This window comes from Peribacillus deserti (genome assembly GCF_002863585.1).
Classification (GTDB): Bacteria; Bacillota; Bacilli; order Bacillales; family DSM-1321; genus Paraperibacillus; species Paraperibacillus deserti_A.
The window spans coordinates 46,147-60,448 of the sequence record NZ_PGUY01000051.1 but is presented as its reverse complement, the minus strand read 5'-3'; the positions used below and the strand labels follow the sequence as shown (position 1 = coordinate 60,448).

Here is a 14,302-nt window from a genome sequence, read left to right as displayed (position 1 = left end):
AATTGAGAATAAATTTAGTTATTGAGAATGAAGTTATATACTATACGTTCTGCTCGATAGCAATCCCAAGGCCTTCTGCGATACGAGCACCATATTCAGCGTCTGCTTTTAAGAAGTGATGAATTTGTCTGATTTTAATCTCTTCCAATGCTACTGGCTTCATTGCGTTTACAATGTTATTCACAAGGCGGGCGCGCTCTTCTTCGCTCAATAAGCGGTATAGGTCACCAGCTTGAGTGTAATGGTCATTGTGATCATAGGCAACGCTGTCAGCAACACCTGATACTGCAAATGGAGCTGGTTTGTTCTCTGGTGTTTCAGTTGGGCCTCCAAAGCTGTTCGGTTCATAATATACGGAACCTCCGCCATTATTATCGAATCTCATCTGGCCATCGCGTTGATAATTATTAACTTCTGCTTTCGGACGGTTGATTGGAAGTGCGTTATGGTTCGCACCAACACGATAGCGGTGAGCATCCGAGTATGCAAACAAGCGGCCTTGAAGCATTTTGTCAGGAGACACATCAACTCCAGGAACCAAAGTGCCAGGTGAGAATGTTGCCTGCTCTACTTCAGCAAAGTAGTTTTCAGGGTTTCTGTCGAGTACCATACGGCCAGCCTCAATTAACGGGTAATCTTTCTGAGACCATACTTTTGTTACATCAAATGGATCAAAACGATACGTATCCGCGTCTTCTAATGGCATGATTTGAACATAAAGCTTCCAGGCAGGGAAGTCTCCAGCTTCAATCGCATTGAAAAGGTCTTCTGTATGATAGTCAGGATTTTCGCCGGCAATCTGTGCAGCTAGATCTACATCAAGGTTCTTGACGCCTTGTTCGGTTTTGAAATGATATTTAACCCAGGCGCCTTCACCTTGTTCATTCACCCATTTGAAGGTATGGCTGCCGAATCCGTGCATATGACGGAGGGTAGCAGGAATACCGCGGTCAGACATCAGGATTGTTACCTGATGAAGGGACTCAGGAGAATGGGACCAGAAATCCCAAACAGCAGTTGGATTTTTAAGATGTGTTCTTGGATCCCTTTTTTGCGTATGTATGAAATCCGGGAATTTGATAGCATCACGAATAAAGAATACAGGTGTATTATTCCCGACTATATCGTAATTGCCGTCTTCCGTGTAAAACTTCACTGCGAAGCCGCGAGGATCACGAACGGTATCGGCTGAACCCAGCTCGCCGGCTACTGTAGAAAAACGGATGAACATAGGTGTACGCTTGCCAACTCCGTTGAAAACCTTTGCCTTTGTATATGTAGAAAGATCCTGTGTTACTTCAAAATAACCGTGTGCTCCAGCGCCTTTCGCATGAACTACACGTTCTGGTACACGTTCTCTATTAAAATGCGCCAGCTTCTCTAGAAGATGAACATCTTGTATTAATGTAGGACCTCTTTGGCCCGCAGTCTGTGAGTTTTGATTGTCGCCGACTGGAGCACCCCAGCTGGTTGTAAGTCTATTATTTATACTCAAATAAATTCCCCACCTTCTTAAAATTATTTTATTGCGATAATTAAATGATAACATCTTTTATTTAAAAATCAATACTTATTTATAATAATTATAAATAAAATTTCAATCTGAAATTCAAAGGGTGGGTTCACTAATAAATTCTAGTCTTCCCCGCATTTTTCCTGCCGTGAATTTTCAAAGTATGAAAAAGCTCAGGTGGAATGAGTCGAGCTTCTTCCTGATTCAATGTATAATAAAAATGAAAGAAATCTTAATTAAGAACAAAAAGCAGTCTTTTTGAGGAGAGAGAAACGATGCGATTAAAAGGAAAGAAAATTATCAGTCTTGTTCATCACGAATTTGAGGACCTTGAATTGTGGTATCCCATTTTAAGGCTCAAGGAAGAAGGAGCCATTGTTCATCTTGCCGGGGAAAAAGCGAATGAAACTTATATAGGTAAATACGGAGTACCAGCAGTTTCTGACTATGCTTATGGTGACATTTCCGCTGCAGAGTATGATGCAATCCTGGTACCTGGCGGCTGGGCTCCTGATAAAATCAGGCGTTTTCCTGAAGTGATTGCCCTAATCCAGGAAATGGAGGACAGCCAGAAACCGATTGGGCAGATTTGCCATGCGGGATGGGTGTTAATATCAGCAAAAATATTACAGGGTAGAAAAGTGACAAGCACTCCCGGTATTAAAGACGACATGGAAAATGCCGGTGCAGAATGGATAGATGCACCAGTCGTTACAGATGGCCACCTTGTTTCTAGCCGTCGTCCGCCGGATCTTCCGGATTATATGAGGGAGTTTATAAAAGTGCTGGAGACAAAGTAGAACCAAACTGGTCCCTCCTTATAGGGATCAGTTTTTTTATTTTCCAATCTAATGAATATATGTTATAGTATGAACTGGTTTAAAAATAATCCGACTAAGTTTATAAGAATAGGAGTGAATATATTGGCGCAGCCTTCATTTAATACATCTGTCGTACCAAACAAGCAATCTACGACTATAGTTGCCGATTTAAATCCTGTACAAAAGCCCTTGGTTATCATCGGCGCACTTGCAGCCCTTTTATTATTTATAGTGATTGTTAATGTCACAAACATAACACAGGGTATCCTGTTCATCATAGGTTTGGCGCTTGGTGCCACCCTTTTACATGCCAGATTCGGGTTTACCTCTGCATTCCGCAGACTAATGTCTGTGGGAAATGTGCAGGGACTGCAGGCACATATGCTTATGCTTGCCATAGCATCCACGCTGTTTGCGATCATTTTAAGCACCGGTTTCAGCTTTACCGGTATAACTCCAAAGGGATATGTGTCACCAGTTGGAGTGAGTGTATTGTTCGGTGCCTTTATCTTCGGAATCGGCATGCAGCTGGGTAACGGCTGTGCGTCTGGAACGTTATATTCAGTTGGCGGCGGTTCGTCGTCCATGATTCTAACTCTCATTTCCTTTATTGCCGGATCTGTTCTGGGAGCTTATCACTTTAAATTCTGGATGGAAGACACTCCTTCACTTCCGCCAATTTCACTTGCTGAATCTACCGGTCTAGGCTATTTTGGTGCATGGGCCGTGCAAATGGTGGCATTTGCCCTTATCTATTGGATAACAGTTATGATTGCGAAAAAGAAAAACCCTCCAATGATGAAGCCGCTGCCGACCACGACAGGGTGGAAGAAGATATTACGCGGTTCATGGCCTCTTTTTGCAGCAGCAATCGTTTTAGCACTGCTTAACGCTCTAACTCTGACAATCCGGGGAAATCCTTGGGGAATCACATCAGCTTTTGCCCTCTGGGGAGGAAAAGCACTTATGGCAGCCGGCGTAGATGTTTCAAGCTGGAGTTATTTTACAGGTCCAAACGGGGCAGCATTAACAAATACGGTATTTGCTGATTCTACAAGTGTAATGAATTTTGGTATTATGCTGGGTGCATTTATTTCAGCCGCTTCTCAGGGTACATTCAAACCCGGCAAAATAAAGCCCGGTGTAGCAGGAGCAGCGATTGTAGGCGGATTATTGATGGGTTATGGAGCCCGCCTGGCATTTGGCTGTAACATCGGTGCTTATTTTGGCGGTATTGCATCATTCAGTCTTCATGGCTGGGTTTGGATGATTATGGCCATGCTTGGTACTTTCCTTGCCTTATTTATCCGCCCGCTATTCGGACTGAAAAATCCAAAGCCGACAGATTCAATCTGTTAGATAGATTCTAACACTGATATACAAATGGATCTCTTCTATTAACTAAGGTTTAATAGAGAATGCGTATGCCCGGTAAATGACGCCACTAATAAGAGGTGTCATTTACCGGGCTTTTTTATTCTCGTCAGAAGAATATATTGGTTTAGCACCCTTTGGTGAAGTGCATCAGCCCCGGAGGGAAATTAAAGAGCTTTTCCTTCTTTTATTTCATATACTGTTCGCTTATAAAAATGCTGCAACTTAAATGTTAGGGGTTTACAAAAATAAAGGCTGTTTTCGTAAACTTTGTTGCTATGGAACATGGTGGTTGATTTCCGCTCCAGGATGCTCGCGGACCTTAGGGGCGGGCAGTGAGCCTCCTCAGCTCCGCCTGCGGGGTCTCACCTGTCCCGAGGAGTCACGCACCTTACGCTCCAATTAACCTGATTTAACAATGGGATTGCCTCACAGAACTCATTAAAAAACAACTTTTTTTAAGAAAAGAGCAAAAATAAAAAACCATAGCTCCCGTTTAAAGAGCTATGGTTTTAAAGTTATATATTTTCCTAATATGTCAGTCCAACTCCATATGGATAAAGTCCATCTATCGTAACCGGCAGTTTTCCGCCAGGCTGCTTGCCAAAGATGACTTCAACAGCGGCATTCCAGGAAGTTGGTACAGGTGAACCCCATCTTTCAACGGCGTAGGAGGCAATGTAAGCGCCAGCTTCAGGATAGCTCTGAATATCGTAAGGCAGCCCCAGGGAGACTGCGACTACAGGTTTTCCACTCTGCTGTAAGGCTTTGACCAGTTTTGCCTGTCCAGCTGGCAGTCCGCTTGCTGAAAAGGTAGGAACAATGATTCGATCTGCTCCAGCTGCAAGCTGAAGTGCCTGGTTTATTTCAGCATCTGTGGAATCTGTTGCTGTTACGAAGCTAGTTACAGAACCAGCAGAGTTATAGTCAGCAGCTTTGGCGATGTCTTCAATATATGAAGAGGAACCGTAAATTTTCGGACCCACCACAAGAGTCGTTTTATTGTCTTCTGCATTAAATGGCAGCACATTGTTGTTTTTTAGGAGAGTAATAGATTTTCTTGCCACTTCAGTAGCAGTCTGTTTGTAAGCAGCGGTATTAACGATTTTTGCTGCTTTATCAGGATTGGTATAGCGATCTTTGTACAGCTTATATTTAAAAAGCTTCGCGTCCAGTATACGCTTTAGTGACTCGTCCACTCGTTTTTCAGAGAGTTCTCCAGACTTAAGAGCCTGAGTTAAGGCATTGAATGTATCAAGCTGTTCGGGTAAGGTGCCCGTTGCCATGACGATATCTGCTCCGGCATTTACAGCCATAACAGCTGCATGGCCTGCTCCCCATTTCTCAGAAATGGCATGCATGCTCATCGCGTCTGTAACGATTAATCCTTTAAAGCCCATTTCTTCACGAAGGAGTCCAGTAAGGACCTTTTTTTGATAAAGTTGCAGGAAGCTCAGGATCAATAGCATTGATAATAACATGGGCTGTCATAATGGAATCTACCCCGGCAGCGATGGCTGCTTTAAATGGAGGAAGGTGAACATCCTCAAGAGTCTTGCGGTCATAGGTAACAGCGGCAAGCCCGAGGTGGGAATCAACGCTTGTATCTCCATGACCCGGGAAGTGCTTGGCCGTAGCAATGACTCCATTCTTTTGATATCCCTTAATTTGCGCCACGGTCATTTGGGTGACCAGATCGGTATTTTCCCCGAAGGAGCGGACGCCGATGACAGGGTTTGCTGGATTGGTGTTCACATCTGCCAAAGGCGAGTAATTCCAGTTAAAACCGGTTGCTCTGGATTCTATTGCCGTAATCTTTGCAACCTGTTCGGCGGCTTTCAGGTCTCTGGTGGCACCGATACCCATCTGCCTTGGAAAAATCGTGCCGTCGGTCACATGCTGGGCTGTACCGTACTCAAGGTCGGCAGACACGAATAAGGGAAGGTTCGGTTTGGCAGCGGCTGCCCATTTTTGCAGCTGGTTATTGTATGCGGCCGTCTTCTTGGCATCTCTCTCGCCATATACGATAACAGATCCAGCCTTGTACTTTTGGATCAGTTCGCGTGTTTGTTCATTTGGCATGGCATTTGAATTATCATGGGTAGATGGCATGACAAGCTGTCCAATTTTTTCTTCATCAGACAGTTTAGAGATCATTTTGTTTAAAACGATGTTTTTCATTTTATCTGAGTTGTTGTATCGCTGGTGGTCATCTTTAGAAGAATGGGCGTTGGCGGCAGCAGGGAGCAGGAGTGTGGATGCTAACACGATAGAACTTACAACAGCTTGTAATTTTTTCATAACTTCCTCCTTTTAATTTCTCTGTCAGGTGAAATGGGATGGACTTATCCTCCTTTACTTTTTATGTATTCGCTTTCACCGTCAGATTAGCATCCCCTTAGAGACTGCGTCAAAGCATAACATGAGCACTGGTTAAAATTGGTTCTTACGGCATATTCCCTCAAAATATTTATAGTCTTAAAGAAATAGCTGTAGGGGACTAAGTGGACTGATACTCGTATCATACAGAATATCTATTTGATCGCCCCTTTGTTTAATAACGAGGCATGAACAATTGGAATGTCTATGCTGTTTGAGAAAGAACTGGCGGAAGCTTAGAAATATAAAAATATTTTGTAAGAGGGTAACTTCTTCAATAAATTGGGTAATAATGCTATAAAAAGCGAAGAGAGTTGATCCCCTTGAAATTAAAATTAACTTCAATAAAACTGGGTGGACTTCTGTATACGAACAAGAAAGAAAAAGATAAATGGGATAAGGTATTCAATAATTATTTCACTTATCAAGGCGGATATAAAAAGAATGAGAAAACATCTTCCATATAACTGAAAAATGAATAAATTATGATAATAAGCAGCGGACTCCCCGCTGTTTCTTTTATTTACTTCATTTTTATATAGCACTTTAAAGAAAAATAAATGACTATACAAAGTATATATGGTTCTTTTACTCTAACTCGTATAAGGGGGATAAAGGATGAAAAACAGAAATGAAAACATGGATTCTGAGCGTGCCAAACGTATCGCAATGGGTGATCAGTCCACAAGCCAATTTAATTGGTACTATGAAGATCACATAACAAGCATCGTCAGGAGAGCCGAACGGGAAGGACAGTTTGATTTGATAAAAGGAAAAGATCTTGTCCTAGACCCAGATATGGCATATAACCCAGATAAGCAATTCAATAAGGTTTTGAAAGATAATGGGATCCTTCCCAGATGGGTAGAGCTTAGCAGGGAAATCGATCATTTAAAGCAAGAACTGCGGATGTTTGATGACAGATATAATATTGAGCGCTCAGTCAAGATGATCAATAAAAAAGTTATGGATTACAACTTGGGCTGCCCGAGTACAGCCCAGAAGAGCGGCATCCGGCTTGAGGATTATTTAAGAGACAAAGGATTATAGATAGAAAACACACACCACTGTTCACTAAAAAGGGCAGTGTGTTTTTTTATGCAAAGAATGTTTAATTTAGGATGATATGGGTAAAGGAGGGAATATCTTTTTATGTTAAAAAGGGCAGTCCACTTACCCTTACCGCAAAACCTCGTCTTCCTTATATCAACGATTGATTGCTTCTTCAAAATATTAGACTATTGTTCTATTCAGCAGTTTAGCAGATAGGTAATTAGCACGATTGTTCAATCGATAAGTATGCATTAATATAAATAAATATTAATATTTATACATATTATCGGGAGGAATAAACTTGAAGAAAAAAGCACTCACTGCTGGTATCCTAGCTGCCAGCCTGCTCACGGCCGTTCCTGGGACAAGCTCCTATGCCGATTCAGCAAAATGGACAAATGTAAATGTATACGAAGAACAGGACGGTTCCAAGTTCAATAGTGAAAACTATGACTTTATGAAATTTTCAAAAGTTGGATCAAAGCTTCAGGAGATTGCTAAACAATCCAATCGTGTTAAGGTAGAAATTAAAGGGAAGTCTGCAGATGGGAACCCTCTTTATGTAGTAACCATTGCTGATCCGAAGGCGCAAGGAAAATTCGGTAAGAACAAGGCTTTAAGAAAACAAATGTTTAAAAACCCTCAAAAGGCTCAGGATTGGATTAAACAAAATCCTGATTTCAAGGTTCCTGTTATGATAAACGGATCGATTCATGGGACTGAATTTGTTGGAACGGATGCGGTATTGCAGCTTATCGAACGTTTTGCAACTAAAAATGATACTGAAACTGCCAAGATACTAGACAGCAGCATCTTGATCTTTAATGTTGTGCAGAACCCTGACGGCAGAATCAATGCAACTCGCTTTAACGGGGAAGGCATCGATTTAAACCGTGATTTTATCACACAGTCACAGCCTGAAACACAGGAAACCGTAGCTTTGATAAAAGAATGGAATCCAATGGTATTTTTAGATACCCATGGGTATGTGAAGAATTATGCGCCAAATAAGCAGGGGCTTATCGAGCCTTGTACACCGCCGCATAACCCTAATTACGAATATGACCTGTATAATAAATGGGCTAATGGCCAGGCACGTGCTATGGAAAGCGAAATCCTTAAAAATAAAGGAGAATATAAAGGCAGCCTTTATCAAAGCATGGAAGGCGCGTACATTCCACAGCGCGATGATTCAGCTGGATGGGATGACTATCCGCCGATTTTCACTCCGATGTACGCTATGTATCATGGCGCTTACGGACATACATTGGAAGCACCTACGAATGATTTAGATGGCGTCCGCTGGCAGTATGATGCGATTATGGGAGCCTTGAAATACTCTGTAGAACACAAGCAGGATATGATTACTGATCAAATTGAAGTCTTTAAGCGCGGCATAAATTTTGATCATCCATTCCACGAGGATGGTTTCTTCCCGCATGCGTATGTACTTCCGGTGAATGAAGAAGATCCGACCGTAACTGAAAAAGCGGTGAATCATCTGTTAAAGAATGATATTGAAGTGATAAAGGCCTCAAAAGCATTTACAGCTGAAGGAAAAACGTATCCAGCGGGAACATATATTGTTCAAATGAACCAGGCAAAAGCGGGTCTTGCTAATACGATGCTTTGGGATGGGGAAGACATCACCAATGACACACCTGCGATGTATGACATTTCAGCGTGGAGCCTGCCAGAATTATGGGGCTTTGAAGCGGTTCCAGTAAAAACCGAAGTAGAAGTAAAGGGGCAGGCAGCAAAAGAAGCGGATTCTTCTGGTTCACTAGCAGGAAATGGTCCGTTCCTGATTCCAAACTCTTCAGTCAAAGCAGTCGAACTTGCAAACAGCCTTCTGCAGAAGGGGATTACGGTAAAGCGCGACACCCAAGGGAACTTCTATGCCCAAGGCCCTGTCAAAGCGATTGAAGCAGAAGTGAAAAAGTCAGGTCTAAACATAGAAACATCGTCTATACCTGCTGATGCGGCTGCACTTACAAAACTAAAAGTGGCTATTCTAAAGGATGGCGGCATGGGTAAACAGCAGTCACATTCAGGAACAAAGCTCGCTTTAAGACGCCTTGGCTTTGAGGTTACAGAAGTTACTCCGGTAGAGGTTTCACAAAAAGGCCTTAATGATTATGATGTTTTTGTTTACAGTGGTACTGAAAGCTTAATTTCTACTAATTTAAGCGCTGCAAATAAGGAATTCGGTTTCCAGGATGCTTCTCAATACACAGCCTTTCAAGCAAATCTCGATAGCTTTGTAGATCAAGGAGGAAAGTATATTGCAATCGGTACGGGTGCATCACGTGCAACGAAAACACTTGGTCTCACCGATGATGATATTTCTTTCGGCGGGTCCAACAGCAACGGAATCGTCCAAGTTGATTACACTGGAGAAGGTGTAACGGCCGGCTACAAAGCGGATGATATCGGCTTCGTTTACCGTCCGGCATGGTACAGCGGTGAAGGTGCCGCCAATGATAAAGTGCTCGCTACTTACAATGATTCAGCAGACTTCTTCCTGGCCGGCCACTGGAAGAATAACAGCAGTGCACAAGGCCAGCCTGTCATTGTTCAGGAAAAAGATAAAGACGTAACACTGATCGGTCTGGAACCTGGATTCCGTGATCATACCGATTACCTATTCAGACTATTATCAAACGCAATCTATCAACAATAAGACTAAAGGAACCCCCTTTCTCTAATCAGAGAGGGGGTTTTTATCTGGACAAAAGCTCAGCTGGCGTGTGTTCGGCTGCTTTACCCATCTGGGAAATAATCCGGGAAATGGGGGACAGTCCCCATGTCAGGGCAGCATGTATATGGTGTTGTATGGCGGTTTTTCGAGTTTGGATGTACGCAGTCTTCCTTCTTGTACGAGTTCTCCCAGTCCTTTTTCGATTTCGGAGAGTGATCTTTCCAGGAGATCGGCAACTTTGACGGTAGAAATGCTCATGTATTTTGGTTTTTTGGATGAGGAAATGATCATTGATTCAATTAGCTGAAAGAGTATTTCTTTTTCCATAGCTGGGGTTCCCTGCCTTCTTGTTAGTTTCATTATATTAATGGGAGATTTTATCCAAATCAGCCCGCTCGTAATCTCCTCCTATAAATTTGCCAATAAAGAGGGAATTAATACAAAAGGAATAGTAAATAATTTAAAAGGCAGTTAAGGTTTTTTATTTTATTCATTCCTTTTTTGGGAATACTAGGGTAAATCAGCAGCAATTAGCTGTGTTTGGCAATAAATTTGTGAGCCAATCGCTAGCAAGATAGGAGGAGATTCTATGTCTGATCATTCTTTTTCCATCCGTATTAATGAAAAAGAATTTACAGTTCAGCCTGGACAAACGATTTTACAAGTCGCCCAGAGCCATGACCTGTATATTCCAAGTATTTGTTACCACCCGAATCTTGGCACCATTCAAACCTGTGACACATGTTTTGTACAGTCAGGGGGAGAATTGGTCCGTGCATGTGCGACGAAGGCAGCTCCGGGTATGACAGTGGATACACTGTCAAAGCCGGTGAAGGATGCCCAGTATGAAGCGATGTCGCGGATCCTCGAAAATCATGAACTCTATTGTACGGTGTGTGATAACAACAACGGAAATTGTACTGTACATAATACCGCAGAATATCTAGAAATTGAGCATCAAAAATATGAATTTAGAGAAAAACCTTATCCGCCGGATAATTCACATCCATTCTATAGGTATGAACCGGACCAGTGTATATTGTGCGGCCGGTGCGTAGAGGCCTGCCAGGATTTACAGGTCAATGAAACCTTAACGATTGATTGGGACAGAGAGAGACCGAGAGTCATCTGGGATAATGACGTTCCAATCGATGAATCCTCATGTGTTTCATGCGGACACTGTGTAAACGTATGTCCGTGTAATGCGCTAATGGAAAAATCAATGCTTGGCGAGGCGGGCTTCCTAACAAAGCTTCCGCCGCCAATTCTAGAGCCGATGGTTGATCTGATTAAAGAAGTCGAACCAGGCTATAAAGAAATATTTGCAATATCAGAAGTGGAAGCAGCTATGAGAAAAGCGCGTATTGAGCGGACAAAGACCGTCTGCACGTATTGCGGCGTGGGATGCAGCTTTGAAGTCTGGACCAAGGACCGTCAAATTTTAAAAATTGAGCCGACGCATGAAGCACCGGTCAACGGTATATCCACTTGTGTGAAAGGAAAATGGGGCTGGGACTTCGTTAACAGCGATCAGCGGCTTACAAAGCCTTTAATCCGTAAAAATGGCGCATTTGAAGAGGCAACCTGGGATGAAGCGTTAGATCTCATTGCAAGCAAGCTTACGGAAATCAAGGAAGAGCATGGACCTGAGTCCATTGGGGTGATCGCTTCTTCCAAGTGTTCCAATGAAGAAAACTTCCTGGCGCAAAAATTTGCACGTGCTGTTATCGGAACAAACAATATTGACAACTGCTCTAGATACTGCCAATCACCGGCTACAGCAGGGCTGTTAAGAACAGTAGGACTTGGAGGTGACTCTGGCACCATGCAGGATATCGAAACGTCTGACTTGGTTTTTGTAATTGGAGCAAATCCAGCAGAATCTCATCCTGTTCTAGCAACGCGTGTTAAACGGGCTCACAAACTGTTTGGACAAAAATTAATTGTAGCTGATATCAGGGAACATGAGCTGGCTCAGCGTGCAGATTTCCTTATGCATCCAAAACCGAGCACAGATTTAATCTGGATATCCGCTGTAACAAAGTACATCATTGACCAAGATTGGCATGATAAAGAGTTTTTAGCCAAACGAGTAAGTAACGTAGATGGTTATATCAAAACACTTGATAAATTCACATTAGAGTACGCTGAAGAAATGACAGGACTATCGAAGGAAGACTTAATTAAAGCAGCCACTATGATTCATGAAGCGAATTCGGTCTGTATTCTCTGGGCTATGGGAATAACCCAGCACTCCGGAGCTACTGATGCAAGTACAGCCATTTCAAATTTATTATTGATTACAGGAAATTATGGCCGTCCTGGAACAGGTGCTTATCCGCTGAGAGGACATAACAATGTACAGGGTGCCTGCGATTTCGGAACCATGCCTTCCTGGTTCCCTGGATATGAACCTGTCGGGAATTCAGAGATCAGGGAAAAGTATGAAAAAGCATGGGGAGTTGAAATTCCAAAGGACCCTGGAATGGACAACCATCACATGGTTGAGGCAATTCACAAAGGAACCTTAAAGTCACTGTATCTGTTCGGAGAAGAAATGGGACTTGTAGACGCCAACTCCAATCATGTACAGAGCTGTTTCGAAAAACTGGACTTTTTCGTGGTTCAGGATATTTTCTTCTCGAAAACGGCGCAATTTGCTGATGTCGTGCTGCCAGCTGCACCTTCTCTTGAGAAAGACGGCACATTTGTTAATACAGAAAGAAGGATCCAAAGATTTTATAAGGTATTCGATCCGCTTGGAGATTCAAAGCCGGATTGGCAGATTTTTCAGGAAGTGGCCAACCGGATGGGCGCTGGCTGGAACTATTCACATCCTAGTGAAATTATGGATGAGGCAGCGAGTCTTGCCGTCATTTTTGAGGGTGTCAGCTATGACCGTCTGGAGGGCTTTAACAGCCAGGTATGGCCGGTACACAAGGATGGTACGGATTCACCTCTTTTATATCAAGAGAAGTTTGCCTTTCCTGATGGAAAAGCACGGCTGTTCGCTGTTGATTGGACGCCTCCGTATGAAGCAGGTGAAGAATATGATATCCATCTAAATAATGGACGTCTGCTTGAACACTTCCATGAAGGCAATATGACATACCGGTCAGAAGGACTAACACACAAAGTGCCTGGCATCTGGCTGGAGGTTTCACACGAATTAGCGGAGGAGCGCAATCTCACGGATGGTACATTAGTGAAATTAACTTCACCATATGGCGAAGTTAAAGTACGAACGCTTGTTACCGACAGGGTAAAGGGCAAGGAAGTGTACCTGCCGATGAACAGCTTTGCGGATGATGAAGCGGTCAACTATTTAACAAGCAGCTATCATGACTTGGTTACACACACGCCGGCTTATAAAGAAATCAACGTTAAAATGGAGATTTTGGAAGCAACAGGCGAACCGCCATTGCCTAAGCACAACCACCGCTTCGGAAATAGAATGCCTCAGATCAGTGTACGTGTTGAAGATAAGTGGCAGCGTCCAGACTTCCAAGCAATCGAAGACTTATTTGGAAATGGAGGGGATACGTATGGCGAAAGCAATCAGGCAAATTAATAAACAGGTCCCTAACCCCATAGAAGAACAAGCGCAGGCCGTTGGGGAGATTTTAACAGCCCTGGCAGATAACAAAAAAGGAATCCTTTCTGCACTTGCGATAATAAAGAACCTGGAGGAAATCGGGATACTCGATGCTCTCCACGCCATTCTAGAAAATCGTACCGACGTAGGTGTCATAGCCATGCAGCAGATCAATCAGCCAGGCATGCATAACACCATAAAAAATGCGATCTACCTGTTCAATTTCATGGGTACATTAAAGCCGGACCAGCTGCAGTCCATGCTCGGCGGTGTAACGCAGGGCCTTAACCGAATGGGAGAAAGCATCAAGAACCAGGAACAGCACGGCTTATGGAAGCTGGGAAAAAGCATGAGAGATCCAGAAATTAAAACGGCCATGACAAGCATGGTAGAATTCCTGCATGGGATGGGTGAATCATTTACCCAGCATCCTTCACAGGAACTTCATTAAAGGAGGAAAAGGGAAATGGAACAGCAAGATGTGATTAAAATTCATGGACCGCTTTCTCAAAAGGATACGGATGAAATCGTACGATCATTAAATGGGGTGTGGGGCGTTCTCAAGGCTGATGTGAATCAAGAAAGCGGAGAAGCCCGAATCGGCTACGATAAAAACGCCGCTTCCATCCAGGACTTTCAACAGGCCATAAGGGACTCAGGATACGACATAGAGACCGATAACCAGAACTTACCTGGGAAATAAGGGAGGAAGAATTATGCAGATTTGTGAATTATGCGGCAGCCGGCAGGAATTAGAAACTGAAGAAACGGAATCAGAAAGAACCAGAATCCTTCACGTCTGTGAAAACTGCCAGAACGACAGAAGCTTTAACTACTTTGAACTTTAATTTGTATATAAAAAGGGA

The 14,302-nt window shown here is 43.1% G+C and carries 12 protein-coding genes; 8 read left to right on the top strand and 4 right to left on the bottom strand.

Translation table 11 applies throughout. The features are described 5' to 3' along the window. Nucleotides 1-40: 40 nt before the first annotated feature. Nucleotides 41-1,489 (bottom strand): catalase KatA, encoded by a 1,449-nt coding sequence (gene katA / locus CUU66_RS16560; protein WP_374703008.1) that lies wholly within the window; start codon nucleotides 1,487-1,489, stop codon nucleotides 41-43. A 299-nt stretch (nucleotides 1,490-1,788) separates the two neighbouring features. Between katA and CUU66_RS16555 the strand changes: the two genes are divergently transcribed. Together CUU66_RS16555 and CUU66_RS16550 are read left to right on the top strand one after the other, a co-directional pair. Then, nucleotides 1,789-2,313 carry a type 1 glutamine amidotransferase domain-containing protein gene (locus tag CUU66_RS16555; RefSeq protein WP_101644165.1) on the top strand — a complete coding sequence of 175 codons (525 nt, stop codon included), beginning with the start codon at nucleotides 1,789-1,791 and terminating at the stop codon, nucleotides 2,311-2,313. Between the two features lie 123 nt (nucleotides 2,314-2,436). Beyond that, entirely contained in the window at nucleotides 2,437-3,693 is a 1,257-nt protein-coding gene (locus tag CUU66_RS16550; protein WP_257968031.1) for a YeeE/YedE family protein, read from the top strand. Nucleotides 3,694-4,238: 545 nt separating this feature from the next. Here the strand turns inward: CUU66_RS16550 and CUU66_RS16545 are convergent. Then, nucleotides 4,239-5,177, bottom strand: coding sequence for a glycoside hydrolase family 3 N-terminal domain-containing protein (locus CUU66_RS16545; protein WP_180955330.1), 939 nt, complete (start codon nucleotides 5,175-5,177; stop codon nucleotides 4,239-4,241). Beyond that, the gene (locus CUU66_RS16540) at nucleotides 5,113-6,009 is read right to left on the bottom strand and encodes a glycoside hydrolase family 3 protein (RefSeq protein ID WP_101644158.1); all 897 of its coding nucleotides are present in this window, start codon (nucleotides 6,007-6,009) and stop codon (nucleotides 5,113-5,115) included. Before CUU66_RS16540 ends, CUU66_RS16545 begins: the two co-directional genes overlap by 65 nt. A gap of 696 nt (nucleotides 6,010-6,705) precedes the next feature. On the opposite strand from CUU66_RS16540, the gene CUU66_RS16535 reads away from it, so the two are divergent. Together CUU66_RS16535 and CUU66_RS16530 are read left to right on the top strand one after the other, a co-directional pair. After that, the gene (locus CUU66_RS16535) at nucleotides 6,706-7,137 is read left to right on the top strand and encodes a J-domain-containing protein (RefSeq protein WP_101644156.1); all 432 of its coding nucleotides are present in this window, start codon (nucleotides 6,706-6,708) and stop codon (nucleotides 7,135-7,137) included. A gap of 304 nt (nucleotides 7,138-7,441) precedes the next feature. Beyond that, nucleotides 7,442-9,823, top strand: a complete 2,382-nt coding sequence (locus CUU66_RS16530) for a M14 family zinc carboxypeptidase (protein ID WP_101644154.1) — start codon at nucleotides 7,442-7,444, stop codon at nucleotides 9,821-9,823. A gap of 126 nt (nucleotides 9,824-9,949) precedes the next feature. Here the strand turns inward: CUU66_RS16530 and CUU66_RS16525 are convergent, their stop codons facing one another. Next, on the bottom strand, nucleotides 9,950-10,168 hold the full coding sequence (locus CUU66_RS16525; protein WP_101644152.1) for a hypothetical protein: 219 nt from the start codon (nucleotides 10,166-10,168) through the stop codon (nucleotides 9,950-9,952). Nucleotides 10,169-10,430: 262 nt separating this feature from the next. Between CUU66_RS16525 and fdhF the strand changes: the two genes are divergently transcribed. The 4 genes from fdhF to CUU66_RS24965 are packed head-to-tail and all read left to right on the top strand — an operon-like array spanning nucleotide 10,431 to nucleotide 14,284. Next, nucleotides 10,431-13,412 carry a formate dehydrogenase subunit alpha gene (gene fdhF / locus CUU66_RS16520; protein WP_101644150.1) on the top strand — a complete coding sequence of 994 codons (2,982 nt, stop codon included), beginning with the start codon at nucleotides 10,431-10,433 and terminating at the stop codon, nucleotides 13,410-13,412. Next, entirely contained in the window at nucleotides 13,387-13,887 is a 501-nt protein-coding gene (locus CUU66_RS16515; RefSeq protein ID WP_180955329.1) for a DUF1641 domain-containing protein, read from the top strand. The genes fdhF and CUU66_RS16515 overlap by 26 nt, the downstream gene beginning before the upstream one ends. Before the next feature lie 15 nt (nucleotides 13,888-13,902). Beyond that, nucleotides 13,903-14,139: a heavy-metal-associated domain-containing protein gene (locus CUU66_RS16510; protein WP_101644146.1), complete on the top strand. Its 237-nt coding sequence runs from the start codon at nucleotides 13,903-13,905 to the stop codon at nucleotides 14,137-14,139. Between the two features lie 13 nt (nucleotides 14,140-14,152). Then, complete coding sequence (locus CUU66_RS24965) at nucleotides 14,153-14,284, top strand: hypothetical protein (protein ID WP_257968030.1); 132 nt, start codon at nucleotides 14,153-14,155, stop codon at nucleotides 14,282-14,284. Nucleotides 14,285-14,302: the final 18 nt, after the last annotated feature.

What these genes read in the sequence shown, in the direction of transcription:
- CUU66_RS16535 (WP_101644156.1), top strand. Translation starts at nt 6,706, where the DNA reads ATGAAAAACAGAAATGAAAACATGGATTCTGAGCGTGCCAAACGTATC.
- CUU66_RS24965 (WP_257968030.1), top strand. Translation starts at nt 14,153, where the DNA reads ATGCAGATTTGTGAATTATGCGGCAGCCGGCAGGAATTAGAAACTGAA.
- CUU66_RS16510 (WP_101644146.1), top strand. Translation starts at nt 13,903, where the DNA reads ATGGAACAGCAAGATGTGATTAAAATTCATGGACCGCTTTCTCAAAAG.
- CUU66_RS16525 (WP_101644152.1), bottom strand. Translation starts at nt 10,168, where the DNA reads ATGGAAAAAGAAATACTCTTTCAGCTAATTGAATCAATGATCATTTCC.
- CUU66_RS16555 (WP_101644165.1), top strand. Translation starts at nt 1,789, where the DNA reads ATGCGATTAAAAGGAAAGAAAATTATCAGTCTTGTTCATCACGAATTT.
- CUU66_RS16540 (WP_101644158.1), bottom strand. Translation starts at nt 6,009, where the DNA reads ATGAAAAAATTACAAGCTGTTGTAAGTTCTATCGTGTTAGCATCCACA.
- fdhF (WP_101644150.1), top strand. Translation starts at nt 10,431, where the DNA reads ATGTCTGATCATTCTTTTTCCATCCGTATTAATGAAAAAGAATTTACA.
- CUU66_RS16515 (WP_180955329.1), top strand. Translation starts at nt 13,387, where the DNA reads ATGGCGAAAGCAATCAGGCAAATTAATAAACAGGTCCCTAACCCCATA.
- CUU66_RS16545 (WP_180955330.1), bottom strand. Translation starts at nt 5,177, where the DNA reads ATGCTATTGATCCTGAGCTTCCTGCAACTTTATCAAAAAAAGGTCCTT.